Consider the following 20,051-nt stretch of genomic DNA (forward strand, 5'->3'; position numbering starts at 1 on the left):
TATCCGTTAAAGGCGGGTGATGTTCAACACATCTCCCACCAAAGCGACCTGTACCGGATTGCCCCATTGCGGATGGCGTCGCAGGTCTTCGGCGACCTTGTACTGGCCGGCGATGGACAGCAGTTCCGCGGTCAGCTGCTGGCAGAAAATCCGCGCTTTTGTATCACCTTTGACGCCAGCCAGGGCACGGCCACGCATGGGGCCGTAGACGTGGATGTTGCCGTCGGCGAGCAATTCCGCGCCGGGGCTGACCGGCGCCAGCACCACCAGATCGCCGGCCGGGGCATAGAGCTGCACCCCGCCGCGCACCGGCGCGGTGATGATCTTGGTCGGATTGATCGCCGGGGCGGGCGGTACGACAGGTTCGGCTGGCTTGACCGGCTCGCGGTCACGCGGGTCGACCTGGCGCTCACGACCGCCGGAGCTGGGCGGCAGGATCGGCAGGTCGTAGTCGTTGGCGGCGGCCAGGTCCCCGCTGCGGCTGGCACGCAGGGCCAGGGTGCGCAGGCCATGGCGGCGGCAGAGGTCGAGGAGGGCGCCCAGGTCGAGCGGACCGGCATCGTCGGCGAGCTTGTCCAGGCCGAGCACCAGCGGTGTTTCCTGGAAGAAATTGGGTGCCTGAGCGACTTTCTGGGCCAGTTGCCGGTCCAGGCGCCCCAGGTCGTTGCGGAGAAGCTCCAGCACGGTCACGGCGAGCATGTTGCCCTTGAGCTGGAAGACGGAGTCGCTTTCGGAAGGATCGGCTGCGGTCATAGTGGATACTTGTGCTTGGATGGCGGGACTTATAGCGGGATGCCCTGCGTGTCGCAACCCTCGTCGGGCGACGGGGGCCGTGACTGTGAAGGCTACGGGAAATCTGCGCGAGGCCTGTAGAATGGCGCGACTTTTTCATGCAGGAGTTCCGATGGAGCGGCCGTCTTTCCGCCTCGCCTTTCTCAATCCACGGTATTGGCCGCTCTGGCTGGGGCTTGGCCTGCTCTGGCTGCTGGTCCAATTGCCCTATGCCGTGCTGCTGCGCCTGGCCCAAGGGCTTGGCTGGATCTTCTATCACGTCGCCGGTCAGCGGCGGGCCATTGCCCGTCGAAACCTGGAGCTCTGTTTTCCCCAGCTCGACGAGCGGGCACGCGATCGGCTGCTACGCCGCAACTTCGCCAGCAGCGCCATGGCCCTGCTGGAAATGGCCATGAGCTGGTGGTGGCCGCGTCAGCGCCTGGCCCGGCTGGCCCATATCGAGGGCATCGAGCATCTGCAGGCCGCCCAGCGCGACGGGCAGGGCGTCATCCTCATGGCACTGCATTTCACCACTCTGGAAATCGGCGCGGCGCTCCTCGGGCAGCGGCATACCATCGACGGCATGTACCGCCAGCACAAGAATCCGGTGTTCGACTTCATCCAGCGCCGCGGTCGCGAGCGTCACAACCTGGACGCTACTGCCATTGAGCGCGAAGACGTCCGTGCCATGCTCAAGGTGCTGCGGGCCGGGCGGGCGATCTGGTATGCGCCCGACCAGGACTATGGCGCCAAGCAGAGCCTGTTCGTGCCCCTGTTCGGCATTCCTGCGGCCACCGTCACGGCCACCACCAAGTTCGCGCGGCTAGGACGGGCGCGGGTGCTGCCCTTCACCCAGGAGCGCCTGGCGGATGGCTCGGGCTACCGGCTGGTCGTCCATCCGCCCCTGGCCGACTTTCCTGGCGAGAACGAGGAAGCCGATTGCCTGCGCATCAATCGGTGGGTCGAGCGCTGCGTCAGCCAGCTGCCGGAGCAATACCTCTGGGCCCATCGGCGCTTCAAGACCCGCCCGCCCGGCGAGCCCAAGCTGTATCCCAAGAAGAAGCGCTAGATGAGTGGTGCCGCCGAGCAGCGTACCGGGCTGATCCTGGCCGGCGGCGGTGCCCGCGCGGCCTACCAGGTCGGTGTGCTGCAGGTGGTAGCAGACACCCTGAGCGCCCCGGCGAACAATCCCTTTCCCATCCTCGTCGGTACCTCGGCTGGCGCCCTCAATGCGGCGGTACTGGCCTGCGGTGCTTTGGATTTCGGTCGCGCGGTAACGCGCCTGGCAGCGGTGTGGTCAGGGCTGGAAACCGGGATGATCTATCGCAGCGACTGGGGTGGAGCGACACGCCAGGCCGCGCGTTTCGGCCTGCAGACGGTGTTCGGCGCCTGGCGGCAAGAACCACTGGCCTTGCTCGACAACGCGCCGCTACGGGCGCTGCTCAGCCGCGAACTGGATTTCTCCGGCATCACCGCCGCCCTGCGCCAGCGCGCCTTGCGGGCGGTGGCGGTCACCGCCTTTGGCTATGCCTCGGGTCAGGCCATGACCTTCTACCAGGGCCATGGCACGCTCGATCCCTGGTTCCGCCATCGCCGGATCGGGGTACCGGCGCGGCTGGCGGTCGATCACCTGCTGGCCAGTACGGCCATTCCGTTGTTCTTTCCGCCGGTCAAGGTGGGTCGCGAATATCTCGGGGACGGTTCGGTCAGGCAGACGGCACCCATCAGTCCGGCGCTGCATCTGGGGGCGGATCGAATCCTGGTGATAGGGCTCGGTGCCCAGGGTGGTAACGAGCTAGGTCTGCAGGGGCGGCCGCCCTCGGTGGCGCAGATCGGTGGGCATCTGCTCAACAGTACCTTCGTCGATGCCCTCGATAGCGATACCGAAACCCTGCGGCGACTCAATCTGCTCAGCAGCGCCTTGCCGGCCGGTGATCCAGTCACCGGGCGCTTCTGCCGCCCGGTAGAAATGCTGGTGATCTCGCCAAGCCAGCCGCTCGCCGACATCGCCACCCGCCACCGCAAACGCCTGCCGCCAGCATTGCGGCAGTTGCTGCGGGGCGTCGGCGTGAACCGGCCTTCGGGCAGCGCCTTGCTGAGTTATCTGCTGTTCGAGTCGGCCTACTGCCAGGAGCTCATGGCGCTGGGCCGGGCCGATGCCCAAGCCCGCTTACCGGAACTCCAGAGCTTTCTCGCCGGGGGCTGACGCTTACTCGGCGATCTGCAGCTCACGCGCCTTGGTGTAGAAGTAGCGGATCTTCTCGTACTCGAACGGCGAATTCAGCTGGCCGTATCTCATGTCGGTGACGTATCTCAGGTTGATACCACGCAACACCATGATCTCCGGATGGCGACTGCTCTCGTCGTTGACGTTGAGGAAGTTCACCTGACTCTCCGCGGCGAAATCCACCGCCAGCCCGCCGGTATCGCGCAGGTTGGACGGACCGAGGATCGGCAGCATCAGGTAGGGACCATTGCCGACTCCGTAGAAGCCCAGGGTCTGGCCAAAGTCTTCCGGTTGCTTGATGAGGCCCACCTTGGTGGCCGGATCCCAGAGGCCGAACACCCCGATGGTGGTGTTGAGCAACAGCCGGCCGGTGGTGTCCAGGGCACGACGGCCCTTGAACTGCAGGACGCTGTTGAGCAGGTTGTTGACGTCACCCAGGTTGCTGAAGAAGTTGCTCACGCCGGAGCGGACGAAGCGCGGCGTGATCCAGCGGTAGCCATTGACCACCGGCAGCAGTACCCACTCATCCAGTCGGTAGTTGAAGTGGTAGACGTGACGGTTCCAGGATTCGAGCGGATCGTAGACGTCCAGGGCGACCAGGGAAGCTCGTTCGAATTCGCGTTGGTCCAGTCCCGAGTTGTACTTGAGCGTCGAGAGTGGATTGCTGAAACCGTCGGCCCCGACCGGTGCGGCCGGCATGGTGTCCGAGCCGATGGTCAGCGAGGAGGAGGGCAACGGGCTCGATTCGGCAGCGAAGACCGAGGCACTGGCCAGCAGAAGAAGAGCGAGCAGGGACTTAACCACGGGCGAAGAACTCCAGCATGGCGTTCGCATTGACGCGGTAGTTGAGATTGCCGCAATGGCCGCCATGGGGGTAGACGGTCAAGCGATCGCCAAAGGTCTTGCGCAGGAAACCGAGGTCGCCCGGGCCGAGAATGATGTCGTCGGCATTATGCATGACGCCGATCTTGGGGCTGCTCTTCAAGTAGTCCTCAAGGGCCGTCAGACTGGATTTGCGCGCCAGATCGTCAAGGTTCTGCCCCTTGAAGTTCTTCTGCCAGAACGGCATCACCTGCTCGGTCATGTAGCAGTCGAAATCGCACTGCAGCGAGCGGGCGAAGAAGCGCGTCAGGCTGGTGCCTTCGGTGATGGGGTAGGTCGGCGGGGTGATCAGACCGCGACGATTGATCAGGTCGGAGGTGAAGGCGATGTCTGCTGCCGAGAAGCGGAAGGACGAGCCGATCAGCATGGCCAGTTCTTCGTTGCTCAGGCGCTCTGGCGAACGCTGGAAGTCGCGCACCACGGCGTCATTGAAGTCGACATAACCCTTTTCCTGGAAGTAGCGGGTCAGCTTCGCCAGGATGAGTTCGTAGAAGGTGCGGTTGTTGGTCACGCCCTTCACTTCGGTCTGTACCAGGCGATCGAGGTTGCGCACCGAGGTCAGCAGATTGACCGGCGGATTCACCATCAGCACCTTCTTGAAATTGAAGCTGCGCTGGCTCTCGTCGAGGTAGGAGACGAAGGCCGCATCCAGGCCACCCAGGCTGTAGCCGGTCAGGTAGTAATCGGTGACCGGCAGCTTGGGATGCTGGGCACGTACCGCCTGCATGGCGCGATAGAGATCCTCGGCGTCATGCGGGGTGTAGCCCGGGGTAGCGGTCCGCGAGACCGATACCATGAAGTCCCAGCTGGTGGGCGAGGACAGCTGCACCACGTGGTAGCCGGCAGCGTAATAGAGCCGCTTCAGGTATTCCTGGGTGCTGGAGGAATAGTTGGCGCCAGTGCCGGCGATGAGGAAGATCAGTGGCGCCGGATGGTCCTGGCGAGCGAGGCGGTAATGGAATTTCTTGACTGGCCAGAAGTTGCCAGGCAGCTGATATTCCCGTTCCGGACGCAGGTTGATGCTGTAGTCGTCCTGGTCGATGGTGCTTTCGGGCGGCAGCTCCGGACGGAATTTTTCCGGCGTGGTGACGATGGTGGCCTCGAAAGGATTGACCAGGGGATAGCCATAGGTGGCGGCATCCACTTCGGCTGCCGCCTGCGCGGTACCGCAGAGACTGGAAAACAGCGCGCCCAGCAGGGCGGCGACGCGCAACGTAAAACGCATGGACAGAGTCCTTTCAGAGGGCTGAGAGCGTAGGTAAGACAACGGCCCGCCGATAGGTTGCATCGACAGGGGAAGGTTTCTGCGAGGCGTTGATTACAGAGCGGTCCATGGTCCGCGTCAAGCGACAACCGATGTCGTGAAAAGTGCGGCTCTTGTCGCTAACCGGTCTATGTAGGTCGTCCAGGCGGTAGTGGCCATCTTGCATTGCCCGAATGATGGGTATGGGGCAACCGCCCGAATTCCATAGCGAGAGGACTGCTGCATGAGCATGGTGAAGAAACTGTTGGGAATAGGACTGGGTGTTGCGCTCACCACCGCCATGAGCCTGGCCCAGGCGGCCAAGCCCGAAATCACCATCGGCTATGTCGATGGCTGGGCCGACAGCGTGGCAACCACCCACACCGCAGCTGAAGTGATCCGCCAGAATCTGGGCTATGAAGTCAAGCTCATGCCGGTTGCTGCCGGCATCATGTGGCAGGGCGTCGCTCGCGGCAAACTCGACGCCATGCTCTCCGCCTGGTTGCCGGTCACCCACGGCGCCTACTACGAGAAGATGAAAGACCAGGTGGTCGACCTGAACGTCAACACCCCCGACGCCAAGATCGGTTTGATCGTGCCGGACTACGTCAAGGCCAACAGCATCGCCGATCTGCAGGCGCAGAAGGCCGACTTCGGCGGCCGTATCATCGGTATCGACGCCGGTGCCGGGGTCATGATCAAGGCCGATCAGGCGATCAAGGACTACGGCCTGGATTACAAGCTGGTGGCCAGTTCGGGCAGCGGCATGATCGCCGAGCTGACCCGCGCCGAGAAGGACCAGAAGGCCGTCGTGGTGACCGGTTGGGTGCCGCACTGGATGTTCGCCAAGTGGAAACTCAAGTTCCTGGAAGATCCCAAGGGCGTATTCGGCGGCTCCGAGCATGTCGATACCGTGGCCAACCCCGCGCTGGAAGCCAAGGCCAAGCCGGTCTGGGACTTCCTGAAGAAGTTCGCCTGGCAGCCGGGTGAGGTGAACGAGGTGATGCTGGCGGTCGAAGAAGGTCAGAAGCCGGAAGAGGCCGCCAAGGCCTGGCTGGCCAAGCACCCGGATCGCGTGAAGTCCTGGCTGCCCTGAGACGTAGCCGAATGAAGAACGGGCCCCGCGGGGCCCGTTTTTTTTAGCTGTGCAGCTGTTCGGCAGCGTACAGGGTGTTTTCCAGCAGGCAAGCCCGCGTCATGGGGCCGACTCCGCCCGGTACCGGGGTGATCCAGCTGGCACGTTCGCGCGCGCTTTCGTACTCCACGTCGCCAACCAGGCGGCCGTCGGCCTGGCGATTGATGCCGACGTCAATGACGATGGCGCCGGGCTTGATCCATTCGCCCTTGACCAACCCCGGCTTGCCCACGGCCACCACTACCAGGTCGGCCTGGCTGACATGGTGTTCGAGGGAGCGGGTGAATCTGTGGGTGACCGTGGCGGTGCAGCCGGCCAGCAGCAGTTCCAGCGCCATGGGGCGACCAACGATGTTGGAAGCGCCGACCACCACCGCATCCAGACCATAGAGGTCGACACCGGTGCTGTGCAGCAGGGTCATGATGCCCTTGGGCGTGCAGGGCCGCAGCTGGGGGTTGCGCTGCGCCAGACGGCCCAGGTTATAGGGGTGGAAGCCGTCCACGTCCTTGTCGGTGCGGATGCGTTCGAGCAGCGTGGTGGCATCCAGGTGGGCGGGGAGGGGCAGCTGCAGGAGGATGCCATCGACGCTGGTGTCGTCATTGAGACGGTCGATCAGGGCTTCCAGCTCCGCCTGGCTGGTGCTGGCCGGCAGGTCATGGGCATAGGAGTCGAAGCCTACCTCTTCGCAATCCTTGCGTTTGTGCGCCACATAGACGCGCGAGGCGGGATCGTCGCCGACCAGGATGACGGCGAGGCCAGGGGCGCGCAGTCCGGCGCTACGACGTTGAGAGACTCGCTGGGCAATATCCTGGCGCAGGCGGGCGGCAATGGACTTGCCGTCGATCAGTTGGGCGGTCATGGGCGGTTTCTGGTGGTGACGGAAAAGGGTCGGCTATTTTCGCATGGACGGGCCCACTGGCAACAGAGAAGCCTCGAGCGACGGCTAACTCATTCTTTCTGCTTAAAAATTTTTAAAAAATTAGTTGACGGGGTGCCGCGAGCTTTATAACATTCGCCCCGCTTGCCGAGCACAGCCCAAGTCACTGACAAGGGCCAGGCAAGAGGCTTCTCACCAAGGAAGTCTCTGCTAGGGCAGCTGCCGTAACAGGCGCCCGTAGCTCAGCTGGATAGAGCATCCGCCTTCTAAGCGGATGGTCGCAGGTTCGAGTCCTGCCGGGCGCGCCATTGGCGGTTCGGCGACGGCAAGCATGTAAGATATGGTGGGCGTAGCTCAGTTGGTAGAGCACAGGATTGTGGCTCCTGGTGTCGTGGGTTCGATTCCCATCGTCCACCCCATATTCAGCGAACGCCAGACCTCGTGTCTGGCGTTCGTCTTTCAAGCGTCTCGCGGACGTGGTGGAATTGGTAGACACACCAGATTTAGGTTCTGGCGCCGCAAGGTGTGAGAGTTCGAGTCTCTCCGTCCGCACCAATCAAGATGCAAAGCAGAAAGCCGGCCTAGTGCCGGTTTTTTTGTGTCTGGAATTCGAGCGGCAGCCGGTGCCTTGAGGTGCGCAGCCGCCAGCGCCCCTGTTTCCAGCCTTGGGTGGTTAGTGGAGATGCCGGAGCAGAGGCGCGCAGAGGGCGAGGCCAAAGGTGGTGCCAAACAGCACGGCCCCGGTCCATTTCTGGCGGAAGCCGCTGGCTAGGCGTACGCCTGTGGGCGCTGGTGAGCTGTCCCTCACGGCCGCGTACGGGTGCGGGTCGTCGAACAGGGTGATCGAGCGGGTCAGTTGGGTTCGCATGATCCGGCCTCTCGCTGTGTGCACTAATAGTTATTGCCACCTTTCGAGAGTAGCGCGCCGGGCGATCAATGCAAGTTGCAGGCGGATCACTGGCGGACAGGGCGCGTGCGGGCAGGCGAGCGTCGGGTCAACGACGGACTCGCTGTGCCTGGTAGCTGAAGACGCCAGGCGACAGACGGTCAGGCAAGGGTCTCGCTCAGCAGGAAGAGCGTACCGCCGATGGCGCCGCCACTGAGCAGCACCAGGGTCAGCAAGACGCTGCCGACCCACTGAGCGATGTCGTCACTGATTTCGTAGTCCGAGTTCATGCCAGGCTCCAGGTAGAGATACCCGTCCTAGATATCAGTCGTCCGTTACAGTGCGACGACGCCGCAGCGATGACGTCTGGGCGGGCACCTCAGCTGGAGGCCCAACTCAGCCACAGCGTCTGTTCTTCGCTGAGCTGGCCGACCTCACGTAGCGCGCGTTCAAGGTCTTCCCGTACCCGGCGCTTGAGATCGGCATTGAGGTCGATCTGGGCGGTTTCCGCCAACTGATCGGCAAGCGAGAGGTCCGCGCTGAGCTGGCGTAATCGAGGGCCGATGAAATCCTTTTGCTGCATGAGCCGCTCCTGGTTCCTGATGCCCCGGAGTGTGGCATGAGCCGGCTTCCACTGAACATAAGTCGGAAAGATATTGTCTGACTCGATTGGTTAAAAGTTCGACTTGCGTCGTTTTGAGACAAGGCAATGTCCGAAGCGGTAAGAGTTTTATAGGGAAGCAAGGATCATGAGCGGGAATTCGACGCGCAAGCTGCTGGTATTGACGGCAGGTTTCGGTCTGCTGGTAGTGGCCGCCGTGGCGACCACGCACAAGAGCGATTCGACTGGCAGCGAGCCGGCCGTGGTAGCGACGACGGCGCCGCCGGTGGCAGCCCATGCACCGACCACGGGTACCCATCCCGTTGCCGAAGAGCACAAGCAGGATCTGCAGAGCTTTCTCGCTCAAGCCTCGTTGACACCCTGCGGCGTCTCGATACCGGCGACCATCAGCGATCCTGCCTGTCGTGACGCGGTCGCGACCCATGCTCGCCATGCGGGCTATGACGATGCGGAGATCACCGCCTACCTGGACGCGCATCGCGCTAGATGATCCGTCAGACATAGCACTAGGGGTTATAAGTAAAGATTCTTTCAATATATCTCGGCATAACCTGAGTCGTTATCCTGTGCGGCCGCTAGATGAGCCGACAACGGCAATTGGGGCTGTAATGGAAGTAGGGGCAATAGGCTTCGTGATCGCGGGGCTGGTGGTGGGCTTCATCGTGGGCATGACCGGGGTAGGGGGCGGCTCCCTGATGACGCCCATCCTGCTCTGGTTCGGGATCAACCCGGCCGCTGCGGTGGGTACCGATCTGCTCTATGCCGCCATCACCAAGGCCGGTGGCGTCTTCGTCCATCAGCGCAATCGCAACATCGACTGGGCCGTGACCGGCTGGCTGGCCGCAGGCAGCGTACCGGCCGCGCTGCTGACGCTACTCGCCCTGGCGCTGTTGCCGGGCGATCAGCACGCCACCAATGCGCTGATCAAGCAGGCGCTGGGCATCGTGCTGCTGCTGACGGCCCTGGCCATCCTGTTCAAGCGGCAGATCTTTGCCTTCGCCAGTCGCCATGCCGGCGACAGACTGCACCTGAGTGCCGGTCGCCTCATCGCCCTGACGGTGCTGACCGGCGCAGTGCTGGGCTTCATGGTGACCCTGACCTCCATTGGCGCCGGGGCCTTGGGCACGGTCGCACTCTTTCTGCTCTATCCGTTGATGGCGACCCGGCGGCTGGTCGGCACCGAAATCGCCCATGCGGTCCCCCTGACCCTGGTGGCGGGGCTCGGTCATGCCGGCCTGGGCAATCTGGACTGGCACGTGCTGGGCTTTCTGCTGCTGGGTTCGCTACCGGGCATCTTCATGGGCAGTCATCTCTCCGGACGGGTGCCGGACAAGGTACTGCGGCCTTGCCTCGCGATCATGCTGATGCTCATCGGCGCCAAGCTGGTGGCGTGAGACCAGCTGCAAGCGAAACGGGTCATTCGTCAGACGACTACTGGCGCTCCGCTGAGCGAAAACCTCTCTAGGATAGACGGAACTCAAATTGTTATCGCAATTGCCGATAGCCTGATTGCCGAGTCCCTTCCTGGAGTTGCCCCCATGTCTTCCGCTTTCACCGCCTCTGCCACCGTCGATGATGCCAGCGCCTATCACACCCTGCGCCAGGCCCTGGATCGCTCCCTGGCGGTGATCGAGTTCGATCTGCAGGGGACGGTGCTGCATGCCAACGGCAATTTCCTGGAGACCTTCGGTTATCGCCTGGATGAGATCAGCGGACGCCACCATCGTCTGTTCTGCCCGGCGGCAGTGGCCGAGAGCGAAGACTACCAGGCGTTCTGGGAGACGCTGAGTCGTGGCGAGTTCCGCAGTGGCGTCTATCGACGCAAGCGCAAGGACGGCAGCCTGGTGTGGATTCGCGCCACCTATAACCCGCTGCTGGATGCCGAGGGCAAACCCCAGCGCATCATCAAGTTCGCCACCGATATCACTGAAGCCCGGCTGCAGGCGGTGGAGTTCGAGGGCAAGATCGCAGCCATCCATCGCTCCCAGGCGGTGATCGAATTCGATCTGCAGGGCAACGTGCTCTGGGCCAACGACAACTTCCTCGACATGACCGGCTACGAGCTGGATGAGCTGCGCGGGCGGCATCATAGTCTGATGTGCCCGGCCGACTACGCTCGCTCGCCGGAATATGCCCTGCTGTGGAATCGACTGGGCCAGGGCACCTTCGATACCGGCGTCTACAAGCGTATCCGCCGCGATGGCCGACCGATCTGGATCCAGGCCACCTACAATCCCATCCTCGACAGCGACGGCCGACCCTACAAGGTGGTGAAGTTCGCCACCGACGTGACCGACGCGCAACTCCAGGCCGCCGAATTCGAAGGCAAGATGGCCGCCATCGATCGGGCCCAGGCGGTGATCGAATTCGATCTGCACGGCACCATCCTCGACGCCAACGAAAATTTCCTCGCCGCACTCGGCTATCGCCTGGAAGAGGTGCGTGGCAAGCATCACCGGATCTTCTGCGAACCGGATGATGCGCGCTCGCCGGGGTATCGGCTGTTCTGGGAAAAGCTCGGCCGCGGCGACTTCGATGCCGGCTTGTACAAGCGCCGCGCCAGCGATGGGCGTCAGGTGTGGATCCAGGCCACCTACAATCCCATCCTCGATGCCGAGGGCAAACCCTACAAGGTCGTCAAATTCGCCAGTGACGTGACCGAAAGTCAGCTGCGCAACAGCGACTACGAAGGCAAGGTAGCGGCCATCGACCGGTCCCAGGCCATCGCCGAATTCTCGCTGGACGGCACGGTGCTGACCGCCAACCGCAACTTCCTGCTGGCCTTGGGTTACCAGGCCGACGAGATAGTGGGCAAGCATCACCGCCTGTTCTGCGCTGACGACTATGCCCGCTCGGCGGAGTATCGGTTGTTCTGGGATAAGCTTGGGCGCGGTGAATTCGATGCCGGGGTGTACAAGCGGCGCAACAGTCGTGGCGAGGAGATCTGGATCCAGGCCACCTACAACCCGATCTTCGACGCCGACGGCAAGCCGTGCAAGGTGGTGAAGTTCGCCGTGGACATCACCGAGAGTCAGATTCGCAACAGCGACTATGCCGGCAAGGTGGCCGCCATCGATCGCGGCCAGGCGGTGATCGAGTTCGACCTGACCGGCAAGATCCTCGATGCCAATCGCAACTTCCTGGCTACCCTCGGCTATCGCCTGGAAGAGATTCGTGGCCAGCATCATCGGCTCTTCTGCGAAGCCGAGCACGTCGCTTCCAGCGAGTACCGTGAGTTCTGGGCGCGACTGGCTCAGGGCGAGGTGTTCGGCGGGCGCTTCATGCGGCTGAGCAAGTTCGGTCAGCGGATCTGGATCCAGGCGACCTACAACCCGATCTTCGACGCCGAAGGGCAGGTGCACAAGGTGGTGAAGTTCGCCACCGACATCACCCGCCAGGTCGAGATGGAGCAGCACGTGCGGCAGAAGATCGAGCAGATGAATCTCTCGCTGCACGCCCTGACCCGTTCCATCAACCAGATCGCCGAGACCACCGATGACGCCAACCGCATGGCGCGCCGCACCCTGGAGGAAGCCGAGCGCGGCTCCCTGACGCTGACTCGCTCGCTGGATGCCATGGCTGCCATAGGCACCACCGCCGGTGGTATCCAGGACATCGTCCAGGTCATCAGCGACATCGCCAACCAGACCAACATGCTGGCCTTCAATGCCGCCATCGAGGCCGCTCGTGCCGGTGAGCACGGCCTGGGCTTCTCGGTGGTGGCCGACGAGGTACGCAAGCTTGCCGAGAAGTCGTCCCAGGCGACCAAGGAGATCAACAAGCTGATCCTGGAGTCGGTCAAGAGCATCGCCCAGGGCAGTGAGATCTCCCGCAGCGTGGGAGAGGCCTTCGGCATGATCGCCGAAGGAGTGGGCAAGACCCAGCAGTCCATCGAGGCCATCAACGGCTCCACCGCCGCGCAGCTCGACGATGCGGCGCGGGTCAATCAGCTGATCCAGGAGCTGGACGCCGCCACTACGCTCGCGCCGGTCGTGGGAGGACCGCGTTCGTGATGCAGACCCAGGGCGTCGTGCGGATCGGTGACCTGGAAGTCGCCATCGCCGCCCAGGCCCTGGAGCGCGTAGTGGCCTGGCCGGAGCGCCTGGTGCCTCATCCCAGCCCGGCGTCCTGGATGCTCGGTCTCTTCGAGCTGGACGGGCGCCCGCTGCCCCTGGTCGACGGTCATCGCCTGTTGGGATTGCCCCCGGTGGAAACGCCGCGGCGGGTCGCCGTGATTCGTCAGGGCGGCGGCCGCTTCGGCCTGAGCATCGACGGCGTGGTGGATATCCTCAATCTCGCGCGCGAGGCCATCGTGGCGCTGCAGGGGGCAGCCGGTCGCCTGCTGGGGCGCATCCATCTGCAGCCGGAGACGGGACGGATCATCCACCTGCTGGATCTGGAGGTACTGGCGGCGTTGCCAGGTTTCGAGGCCAGCGCCGAGGCGCCGGCGGGTCGGCACCAGGCCGCCAGCGCGGACCGCAAAGGCGAGCGTCTCTATCTGCTGTTCGAGTGCGATGGCCGGCGCCTGTGCCTGGATGCGGCGGTGGTACAGGAGCTGGTGGATCGACCGCAGCTGGAGCCCACTGAGTTCGCCAGCGACAGCTGTCGCCATCACGTCCAGCTGCGTGGCCAGACGCTGCCGGTGCTCGAACTGTCCACGTTACTCGGCCTGACCACCTCGACGGTCCACGGTCGCGAGCAGTTGCTGGTGTTGGCCGCGGGCGAGCGGGGCGAGTACCGGGTGGCCTTCGGCTTCGAGCGCCTACTCGGCATGTGGCGCCGTGACCCGGCGCAGTGCGCGCCGCTGCTCGACTTCGGCCTGGAGCAGCCAGGGCTGTTGCGGGGGGTGTTCAGCGACGCGGACGGCGAGTCGGCGGTGGTGCTCGATCACGCTGCCCTGGGGCGCCAGGAGGCCGCCGTGGCCTATGCACGCATCTATCGCACCGACCGCAATCTCCTGGACGAGGAGCGTCAGCGGACCCGGCGTCAGCCCTGCCTGAGTTTTCTCGCCGGCGCGCTGTTCGCGGTACCCCTGGAACAGGTGGCCGAGGTCTTGCCGCTGCCGCCGCGCTATCTGCGCCTGGGGCAGCGCGATCCACGACTGCTGGGGCTGCTGGAAGTGCGGGGGCAGCAGATCACCCTGGTCTGCCTCCGTACCCTGGCGGGGGAAACGGCGGTCGAGTCCGCCGCCAGCGATCAGGTGATCGTGGTTCAGGGCGAGCGTCAGCGCCTGGGCTTCGTGGTCCAGCGGGTAGAGGCCATCGAGAGCTTTACCGATCTGCGCGAGGATGCCCTGGCACGCAGCTGGCAATTGCCGGAGGACGGCCGGCTGGCGGCGCAGCGGGCGCTGAGTTGGGTAGGTATCGGTACGGCGGGTAATAGTCGTCAGGCGACTCTGATCGACCTGCTCGGGCTGGTCCGCCGCTTCGAAGGCCAGGCCAGCCAGCAGGGTTTGCCGGTCAATTGAGGCTACCATTCGTCGATTCCTTGAACGGTATCCTGGCCGCCATCGGGAAGGGAGCCGTGGCTGCCCAGGTAAGGGCCATCGAAGCAGTAGGGGCGACCTAGAGCCTGTAGGAATTCGCGGCCAATGCCACGGCCTGCCTGGCGCTGGCGCCAGCGCGACCATAACTGGCTCTTTGCCGCTAGACGCGCCGTCCGGTGGGGTTTCAAGAAATGTCGCGGCGCGTCGAACCAGAGTAGGACACAACTTACCTGGGTGATCCCATGTTCAACTCCGCACTCAAACGCCGTATCGCTGATCTCGAAGCCGAGCTGGCCGAGCACCGTCAGCTGCGCGCGGCGTTCTGCAACGATGCCATTAGCCTACTGCTGGACGCCCAGGGCCGCATCGAGGATTTCAACGAGAACTTCGCGCTCTGCCTGGGCTATGCCCCAGGCAGCCTGACCGGGCGCAATCTGGATGACATCATTCCGGACTATGTGAAATGCATGGAATGCTATGGCGACCTGAAGCGCAGCTTCAGCGAAGGTCGCCAGGTGAGCGGCATCTATCGCCTGATCCGTAGTACTGGCGGCGTGGCCTGGCTCTATGCGATCTGGACACCAGTGCGTGACACCCAGGGCCGGGTCAAGCAGATCCGCTGCTATGCCTACGACCGCACCGAGCAGGTGGAAACCGCCACCGAGCACTCAGGGATCATCAATGCCCTGTTGCGCTCCACCGCAGTGATCGAATTCAACCTGGCGGGCGAGGTGCTTACCGCCAACGAGCGGTTCCTCCAGGGCATGGGCTATTCGCTGGCGCAGATCGTCGGCAAGCACCACCGAATGTTCTGCACCCGGGAAGAGGCGGAGTCTCCGGATTATCGCGTCTTCTGGGACCGGCTGAATCGCGGCGACTATGTCGCCAGTCGCTTCAAGCGCATTGACAGCCACGGCCGCACGGTCTGGTTGGAGGCGTCCTACAATCCGGTGCTCAATACCCGCGGCGAGCTGTACAAGGTCATCAAGTTCGCCACCGTCATCACTGAACAGGTAGAGCAGGAGCTGGCCGTGGCCGAAGCCGCGCGGGTCGCCTTCGACATCTCCCAGACCACCGATGAAAGCGCTCGTCAGGGCGCGGCCGTGGTGCAGGACACGGTAGCGGTGATGACCCGCATCGCCGACGAGATCCAGGTCGCCGCCAACGGTATCGAGGACCTTGGCAAACAGTCGCTGGTGATCAGCTCCATCGTCAAGACCATCAGCGGGATCGCCGAGCAGACCAATCTGCTGGCGCTCAACGCCGCCATCGAGGCGGCGCGGGCCGGCGAGCAGGGGCGCGGTTTCGCCGTGGTCGCGGACGAGGTCCGGCAATTGGCCGGACGCACCAGCAAGGCCACCGAGGAGATCGTCGGGGTGGTACAGCAGAACCAGCAGCTGGCCCAGACCGCGGTCAGCAACATGGCGGCGAGTCGGCAACAGGCGGAGCAGGGCCTGCACCTGGCCAGCAACGCTGGGGTGCGCATCACCGAGATCCAGGACGGCGCCCGCCAGGTGGTGGGTGCGGTCAGCCAGTTCGCCCGGCGGCTGAGTTAAGGCTGCTCGCCCCAGCCGGCGGCGCTGTACCACCGATAGCCCTCGGCCGTGAGTTCCAGCCAACGGCCCTGGTGGATGACCATCCGGGTGGCCACCTCGGGGCTGGCCAGGCCGGTCGCTACCAGCAGGCTGCGGATCAGGGCGCCGTGGGCCACCAGCAGGGTGGGGCCATCGAGCGCCTCCAGCAGCGGGCGAACCCGCTCGGTCGCATCCGCATAGCTTTCCCCACCCGGTACCCGAAAGGTATAGGGCTCGGCAGCGCGGCTGGCGTGCTGCTCGGGATAGCGCTGGGCGATGGTGGGCATGTCCAGGCCTTCCCAGTCGCCAAAGGCCTTTTCCGCCAGGCGCGCGTCCTGGCCCAGGCTCCTTGGGGTACCGGGCAGTTGCGCGAGGATCAGCTCGAGGGTTTCGCTGGCGCGCTGCAGCGGACTGCTCAGGCAGGCGAAGGGACCTATGTCGTAGCGTTCGCGCAGGGCGAGGCCGACGGCCTGCGCCTGGGCGCGACCACGAGCGTTCAACGGGATGTCCTGGCGTCCTTGCAGGCGGCCGCTGGCGTTCCAGTCGGTTTCGCCGTGACGGATCACCAGCAAGGGAGTGGGCAAAGGCAAAGGCAAAGGCATCAATCCAGGGCAGTGGGTAGAGTCAGGATGAAGCGCTGACGACCGTTCTCCAGGCGGGCGATCAAACTGCCGCCATGGCCGCGGGCGATCTCCTGGGCGAGATAGAGGCCCAGCGCCAGGCCGGCGGGTCGTTGCGCGTCGGCCTGGGTCAGCGCGGGCTGGAACAGTTGGGCCAGGGTAGCAGGGTCCACCGTGGCGGCGCTGCTGTTCACCTCGAGTTGGTAGCTGCGCTCTTCGAGCGCACCGCGCAGGACGAGGGTGTCACCCGCAGGGCTCTGGACGGCGGCGTGCTCGAGCAGGGCGCCCACCGCCTGCAGGAGGTGCGGCAGATCGAGCCGGAGCGCAGCCGGCAGCACGGGCAAGTCGCCGTTGAAATGCCGATCGGGAAAACGCGCCTGCAGTGTCGCGAGCAAGCTGGCGAGACGTTCGTTCACGCCATCCTCCAGCGCCAGCTTCAAGGGCAGGCCCAGCCCCAGGCGCGTCCGTACGAAGTCGGCCGCCTCGCCACAGCGCCCGGCCAGCCTGCCGGCCTCGGCTTGCCCGTCGCGGGCCTGGGAATCCTGGGTGGCCAGCGCCTGCAACGGCCGCTGCAGGTCCTGTTCAAAAAGCACCAGCAACTGCTCGCGCAGCGTTTGCAGATCGCTGTCGCCGCGCGGTCCGGGCATTTCGTCACGGCGTTGCTCTTCGCGTGCGAGCAGCTCGCCCAGCAAGCGGGCGAACCCTTCCAGGGTGGTGATCACCGAGCCCTGTTCCAGTCGCGGAGCGGGTCGAGGATCGAAGGCGCAGAGGGTGCCGAAGAAGGTGCCATTGGGGCGGAATACGGGTACTGACAGATAGCTCTTCCAGCCATAGAGGCTGGGCGCCGGATGGTCACAGTAGGTGGGATTCTGTTCCACGTCGCTGATGACCACGGCGTCGTGGGAAGAGCGCACGTGATTGCAGAGGGTGGACTCGAGATCCAGCTCCGCGCCGGGTTGCAGGCCGTAGGCGATCCGATCCTCCACGGCGCAGGCGATCCAGCGCTGGTCGGTGACCTCCGCGATGGTGGCGACACCGAGGCCGCTGACCTCGCACACGACGCGCAGGAGCGCCGCGACGGAATCCAGCGACGCCAGCAGTTCAAGGCTTTCCACGGCGCTGGAGGGGTGACTGGACATGGTGTGGTAACTCTCTGACGGACAAGGCCTGAACGCTAGGCCAAGAGACGCCGGAGGGCAACCATCAGCTAGGCGTCGTTGAGGTTGTTCCAGGCTACGACTAGCCGATCAGATCGGTCGCGTAGGCCAGTACGGTAAGGCAGAGCAGTAGCAGCAGCAGGTTGGCCGGGGTGATGCTTTTCATCAATGGGATCCTCTCACGCAAGGGGTTTTCCTTGTCCAGGTACACCTGGAAACGCCACGTCGGCGCGGGGGATCGCTAGGGGTGGAGCGGGTAGGTTCATCTCTGCGTCTCGATACTGCTGGCAAAGGACAGGAGTCGGAACGCCACTGTCGCCGTTCGTTCAGCGCCTGCCAGGGGAGCTGCGACATCTGGTCGAAGCGGCAGTGCGAGCGGTTCGCAGTTGCCAACGGCTGAGCAAGCCGGTAGCGTGACGCCCCATGCGAACCTTCCTCTGTCCTATCAGCGCTTATTACTACTACCTGACCAATATCGGGTGGTAGGTACTGCGCTGCATGACCGAACCGCCTAGGGCGGCTCGGTCAAGGCAACTTCTCCCGGTCTCCCTGGCACCGTCCAGCCACAGGAGACCCCATGGACAGCACCACGCAAGACCTGCTCGCCACCCTCGAAGCCCGCGGTTTCGTCCACCAGACCACCGACCGGGATGGCCTCGCGCGCGCCTTCGCTGCCGGGCCGGTGACCGGCTATCTCGGCTTCGACGCCACCGCCGACAGCCTCCACGTCGGCCATCTGCAAGGCCTGATGCTGATGCGCTGGCTGCAGCGTGCCGGCCATCCCATCCTCTTGCTGATCGGTGGCGCCACCACCCGCATTGGCGACCCCAGTTTCCGCGACAGCAGTCGCCCGGTACTCACCGACGGCCAGATCGCCCTGAACATGGCCGGCATCGCCAAGGCCTTTCACCGCTATCTCGAAGTGGGCGATGGCCACGGTCGTGCCCAGGTGGTGGACAACGCCGAGTGGCTCGACGGCCTGGGCTACCTGGATTTTCTCGGCGCCGTGGGCCGGCATTTTTCCATCAACCGGCTGCTCACCTTCGATGCCATCAAGAATCGTCTCGACCGCGAGCACTCGCTGTCCTTCGAGGAATTCGGCTACACCCTGCTGCAGGCCTACGACTTCGTCGAGCTGTCGCGGCGCTATGGCTGCACCCTGCAACTAGGCGGCGCGGACCAGTGGGCCAACATCATCAACGGCGTGGAGCTGTCGCGCCGTCAGGGCGGCCCTCAGCTCTATGGTCTGACCATGCCGCTGCTGGCCACCCGTGATGGGCGCAAGATGGGCAAGTCGGCTCAGGGCGCGGTCTGGCTCAACGAGGAGCGGCTGTCGGCCTTCGACTTCTGGCAGTTCTGGCGCAACTGCGACGATGCCGACGTCGAACGTTTCCTGGCCCTGTTTACCGAATTGCCGTTGGACGAGGTTCGCCGACTGGGCGCCCTGGGCGGCGCGGAAATCAACCTGGCCAAGACGGTGCTGGCCAACGAGGCGACGCGGCTCGCCCATGGCGAGAGGGCACAGCGCGAGGCCGAGGCGGCGGCCGCCGAGGTATTCGCCGATCGAGACGGCGCGGGTCAGCTGCCGGAAATCGCCCTGACTCGCAAAGAGCTGGAAGAGGGCGTCAGCCTGGTCGAATTGTTGGTGGCAGCCGGGCTGCAGCCTTCGCGCAGTGCGGTGCGTCGCCTGGCGGAAGGCGGTGGCCTGCGCCTGGGCGAGCAGCCGGTGATGGATCCCGATATCCGTCTAACGCTGACGGACGCCGGGCGGCGGGTAAGTCTGGGCAAGAAAAGACATTTGCGCATCACGTTGACGGACTGAGGAGAAGGCTATGAATGTCTGGGTGATCGGTGCCTCGCGGGGCATAGGTTTGGGGCTGGTGGAGCGCTATCTGGCGCAGGGTGCTCAGGTGTTGGCGCTGGTGCGAACGCCGAACGCCGAACGCCGCGTTGGACGCCCTGGTGGCGACTGCCAAGGGCCGGCTGCGGGTGGTGACCGGCGATCTGTGCGATCCCGACCTCGGCACACGACTGCTGGAAGAGTCGCGTCCTGGCTCGCTGGATCGGCTGATCGTCAACGCCGGCATCATGGGGCCGGCAGAAGAGGACGGGCAGCGGGCGACGGCTGCGGAGCTGGGCGAGCTGTTCCTCACCAATGCCGTGGCGCCCCTGCGGTTGCTGGATGTCCTGGCGCCGCGAATGGCCGCCGAGGGGGTGATGGCCTGTCTGAGTTCGCAGATGGGCAGCATCAGCCTGGCGCGGTCCGCCGAGATGCCGCTCTATGGCGCCAGCAAGGCAGCGCTGAACAGCCTGCTGCAGAGCTGGGTGGCCGGGCGGCAACCGGCCTTCGCGGTGCTGGCACTGCATCCGGGCTGGGTCCGCACCGAGCTGGGCGGGGCAAGCGCCCCGGTCGAAGTCGCCGATAGTGTGGCTGGTCTGGTCGCGACGATCGAGGCCCGGGTTGGCCAAAGCGGCAGCGCCTTTCTCGACTACCAAGGCCAGGCCTTGCCCTGGTGAGCCGGTGGCCGGATCGCTCAGGCGCGATGAGCGATCCGGCCCTTGTCCCGCTGCG

General features: G+C 64.5%; 17 protein-coding genes, 3 tRNA genes and 4 pseudogenes. 15 read left to right on the plus strand and 9 right to left on the minus strand.

All coding sequences use genetic code 11. The features are described 5' to 3' along the window. Window positions 1-6: 6 nt before the first annotated feature. A complete protein-coding gene (minC, locus tag APT59_RS08865) occupies window positions 7-753 on the minus strand; it encodes a septum site-determining protein MinC (protein ID WP_059314510.1) in 747 nt (248 codons plus the stop codon). 151 nt (window positions 754-904) lie between these two features. Between minC and APT59_RS08870 the strand changes: the two genes are divergently transcribed. Together APT59_RS08870 and APT59_RS08875 are read left to right on the plus strand one after the other, a co-directional pair. Then, the gene (locus APT59_RS08870) at window positions 905-1,840 is read left to right on the plus strand and encodes a lipid A biosynthesis lauroyl acyltransferase (RefSeq protein WP_059314511.1); all 936 of its coding nucleotides are present in this window, start codon (window positions 905-907) and stop codon (window positions 1,838-1,840) included. Next, a complete protein-coding gene (locus APT59_RS08875; protein WP_059314512.1) occupies window positions 1,841-2,977 on the plus strand; it encodes a patatin-like phospholipase family protein in 1,137 nt (378 codons plus the stop codon). A gap of 3 nt (window positions 2,978-2,980) precedes the next feature. On the opposite strand, the gene APT59_RS08880 is transcribed toward APT59_RS08875, so the two are convergent. Beyond that, window positions 2,981-3,697 (minus strand): VacJ family lipoprotein, encoded by a 717-nt coding sequence (locus tag APT59_RS08880; protein WP_420480512.1) that lies wholly within the window; start codon window positions 3,695-3,697, stop codon window positions 2,981-2,983. Between the two features lie 97 nt (window positions 3,698-3,794). Further along, window positions 3,795-5,105, minus strand: a complete 1,311-nt coding sequence (locus tag APT59_RS08885) for an alpha/beta fold hydrolase (RefSeq protein WP_059314514.1) — start codon at window positions 5,103-5,105, stop codon at window positions 3,795-3,797. A 268-nt stretch (window positions 5,106-5,373) separates the two neighbouring features. On the opposite strand from APT59_RS08885, the gene APT59_RS08890 reads away from it, so the two are divergent. Further along, window positions 5,374-6,219 carry a glycine betaine ABC transporter substrate-binding protein gene (locus tag APT59_RS08890; protein WP_420480513.1) on the plus strand — a complete coding sequence of 282 codons (846 nt, stop codon included), beginning with the start codon at window positions 5,374-5,376 and terminating at the stop codon, window positions 6,217-6,219. 43 nt (window positions 6,220-6,262) lie between these two features. On the opposite strand, the gene folD is transcribed toward APT59_RS08890, so the two are convergent. Beyond that, the gene (gene folD, locus APT59_RS08895) at window positions 6,263-7,117 is read right to left on the minus strand and encodes a bifunctional methylenetetrahydrofolate dehydrogenase/methenyltetrahydrofolate cyclohydrolase FolD (RefSeq protein WP_059314516.1); all 855 of its coding nucleotides are present in this window, start codon (window positions 7,115-7,117) and stop codon (window positions 6,263-6,265) included. 249 nt (window positions 7,118-7,366) lie between these two features. Here folD and APT59_RS08900 point away from each other — a divergent pair. From APT59_RS08900 to APT59_RS08910, 3 genes are all read left to right on the plus strand, one after another. Then, window positions 7,367-7,443 (plus strand) — tRNA-Arg (locus APT59_RS08900). Window positions 7,444-7,478: 35 nt separating this feature from the next. Continuing rightward, window positions 7,479-7,554, plus strand: a tRNA-His gene (locus tag APT59_RS08905). 51 nt (window positions 7,555-7,605) lie between these two features. Beyond that, window positions 7,606-7,690, plus strand: a tRNA-Leu gene (locus APT59_RS08910). Between the two features lie 118 nt (window positions 7,691-7,808). On the opposite strand, the gene APT59_RS08915 is transcribed toward APT59_RS08910, so the two are convergent. From APT59_RS08915 to APT59_RS08920, 3 genes are all read right to left on the minus strand, one after another. Next, complete coding sequence (locus tag APT59_RS08915; protein WP_059314517.1) at window positions 7,809-8,003, minus strand: hypothetical protein; 195 nt, start codon at window positions 8,001-8,003, stop codon at window positions 7,809-7,811. 179 nt (window positions 8,004-8,182) lie between these two features. Beyond that, the gene (locus APT59_RS22770) at window positions 8,183-8,311 is read right to left on the minus strand and encodes a hypothetical protein (protein ID WP_257721113.1); all 129 of its coding nucleotides are present in this window, start codon (window positions 8,309-8,311) and stop codon (window positions 8,183-8,185) included. A gap of 89 nt (window positions 8,312-8,400) precedes the next feature. Then, a complete protein-coding gene (locus APT59_RS08920) occupies window positions 8,401-8,604 on the minus strand; it encodes a hypothetical protein (protein ID WP_059314518.1) in 204 nt (67 codons plus the stop codon). 166 nt (window positions 8,605-8,770) lie between these two features. On the opposite strand from APT59_RS08920, the gene APT59_RS08925 reads away from it, so the two are divergent. The 7 genes and pseudogenes from APT59_RS08925 to APT59_RS22950 form a co-directional block, all read left to right on the plus strand. Next, window positions 8,771-9,133 (plus strand): hypothetical protein, encoded by a 363-nt coding sequence (locus tag APT59_RS08925; RefSeq protein ID WP_059314519.1) that lies wholly within the window; start codon window positions 8,771-8,773, stop codon window positions 9,131-9,133. Window positions 9,134-9,251: 118 nt separating this feature from the next. Next, the gene (locus tag APT59_RS08930) at window positions 9,252-10,037 is read left to right on the plus strand and encodes a sulfite exporter TauE/SafE family protein (RefSeq protein WP_059314520.1); all 786 of its coding nucleotides are present in this window, start codon (window positions 9,252-9,254) and stop codon (window positions 10,035-10,037) included. 144 nt (window positions 10,038-10,181) lie between these two features. Further along, window positions 10,182-11,996: pseudogene (locus tag APT59_RS08935) on the plus strand (PAS domain-containing protein); the annotation flags it as partial. 213 nt (window positions 11,997-12,209) lie between these two features. Next, a pseudogene (locus APT59_RS22940) lies at window positions 12,210-12,656 on the plus strand (methyl-accepting chemotaxis protein); the annotation flags it as partial. Continuing rightward, window positions 12,656-14,110 carry a chemotaxis protein CheW gene (locus APT59_RS08940; protein ID WP_237140609.1) on the plus strand — a complete coding sequence of 485 codons (1,455 nt, stop codon included), beginning with the start codon at window positions 12,656-12,658 and terminating at the stop codon, window positions 14,108-14,110. The pseudogene APT59_RS22940 and the gene APT59_RS08940, both read left to right, overlap by 1 nt. A 260-nt stretch (window positions 14,111-14,370) precedes the next feature. After that, window positions 14,371-15,141: pseudogene (locus APT59_RS22945) on the plus strand (PAS domain-containing protein); the annotation flags it as partial. Between the two features lie 105 nt (window positions 15,142-15,246). Then, window positions 15,247-15,684, plus strand: a pseudogene (locus APT59_RS22950) (methyl-accepting chemotaxis protein); the annotation flags it as partial. Here APT59_RS22950 and APT59_RS08950 read toward each other — a convergent pair. Together APT59_RS08950 and APT59_RS08955 are read right to left on the minus strand one after the other, a co-directional pair. Next, window positions 15,681-16,298, minus strand: coding sequence for a histidine phosphatase family protein (locus APT59_RS08950; RefSeq protein ID WP_059314523.1), 618 nt, complete (start codon window positions 16,296-16,298; stop codon window positions 15,681-15,683). The pseudogene APT59_RS22950 and the gene APT59_RS08950 sit on opposite strands and share 4 nt — an antisense overlap. A 5-nt stretch (window positions 16,299-16,303) precedes the next feature. After that, on the minus strand, window positions 16,304-17,461 hold the full coding sequence (locus tag APT59_RS08955; protein WP_059314524.1) for a GAF domain-containing sensor histidine kinase: 1,158 nt from the start codon (window positions 17,459-17,461) through the stop codon (window positions 16,304-16,306). 595 nt (window positions 17,462-18,056) lie between these two features. On the opposite strand from APT59_RS08955, the gene tyrS reads away from it, so the two are divergent. Continuing rightward, a complete protein-coding gene (gene tyrS / locus APT59_RS08960) occupies window positions 18,057-19,301 on the plus strand; it encodes a tyrosine--tRNA ligase (RefSeq protein ID WP_059314525.1) in 1,245 nt (414 codons plus the stop codon). Between the two features lie 140 nt (window positions 19,302-19,441). Continuing rightward, window positions 19,442-19,996 carry an SDR family NAD(P)-dependent oxidoreductase gene (locus APT59_RS08965; protein WP_237140585.1) on the plus strand — a complete coding sequence of 185 codons (555 nt, stop codon included), beginning with the start codon at window positions 19,442-19,444 and terminating at the stop codon, window positions 19,994-19,996. Window positions 19,997-20,051: the final 55 nt, after the last annotated feature.

Source organism: Pseudomonas oryzihabitans (assembly GCF_001518815.1).
In the GTDB taxonomy this organism is placed as follows: Bacteria; Pseudomonadota; Gammaproteobacteria; order Pseudomonadales; family Pseudomonadaceae; genus Chryseomonas; species Chryseomonas oryzihabitans_E.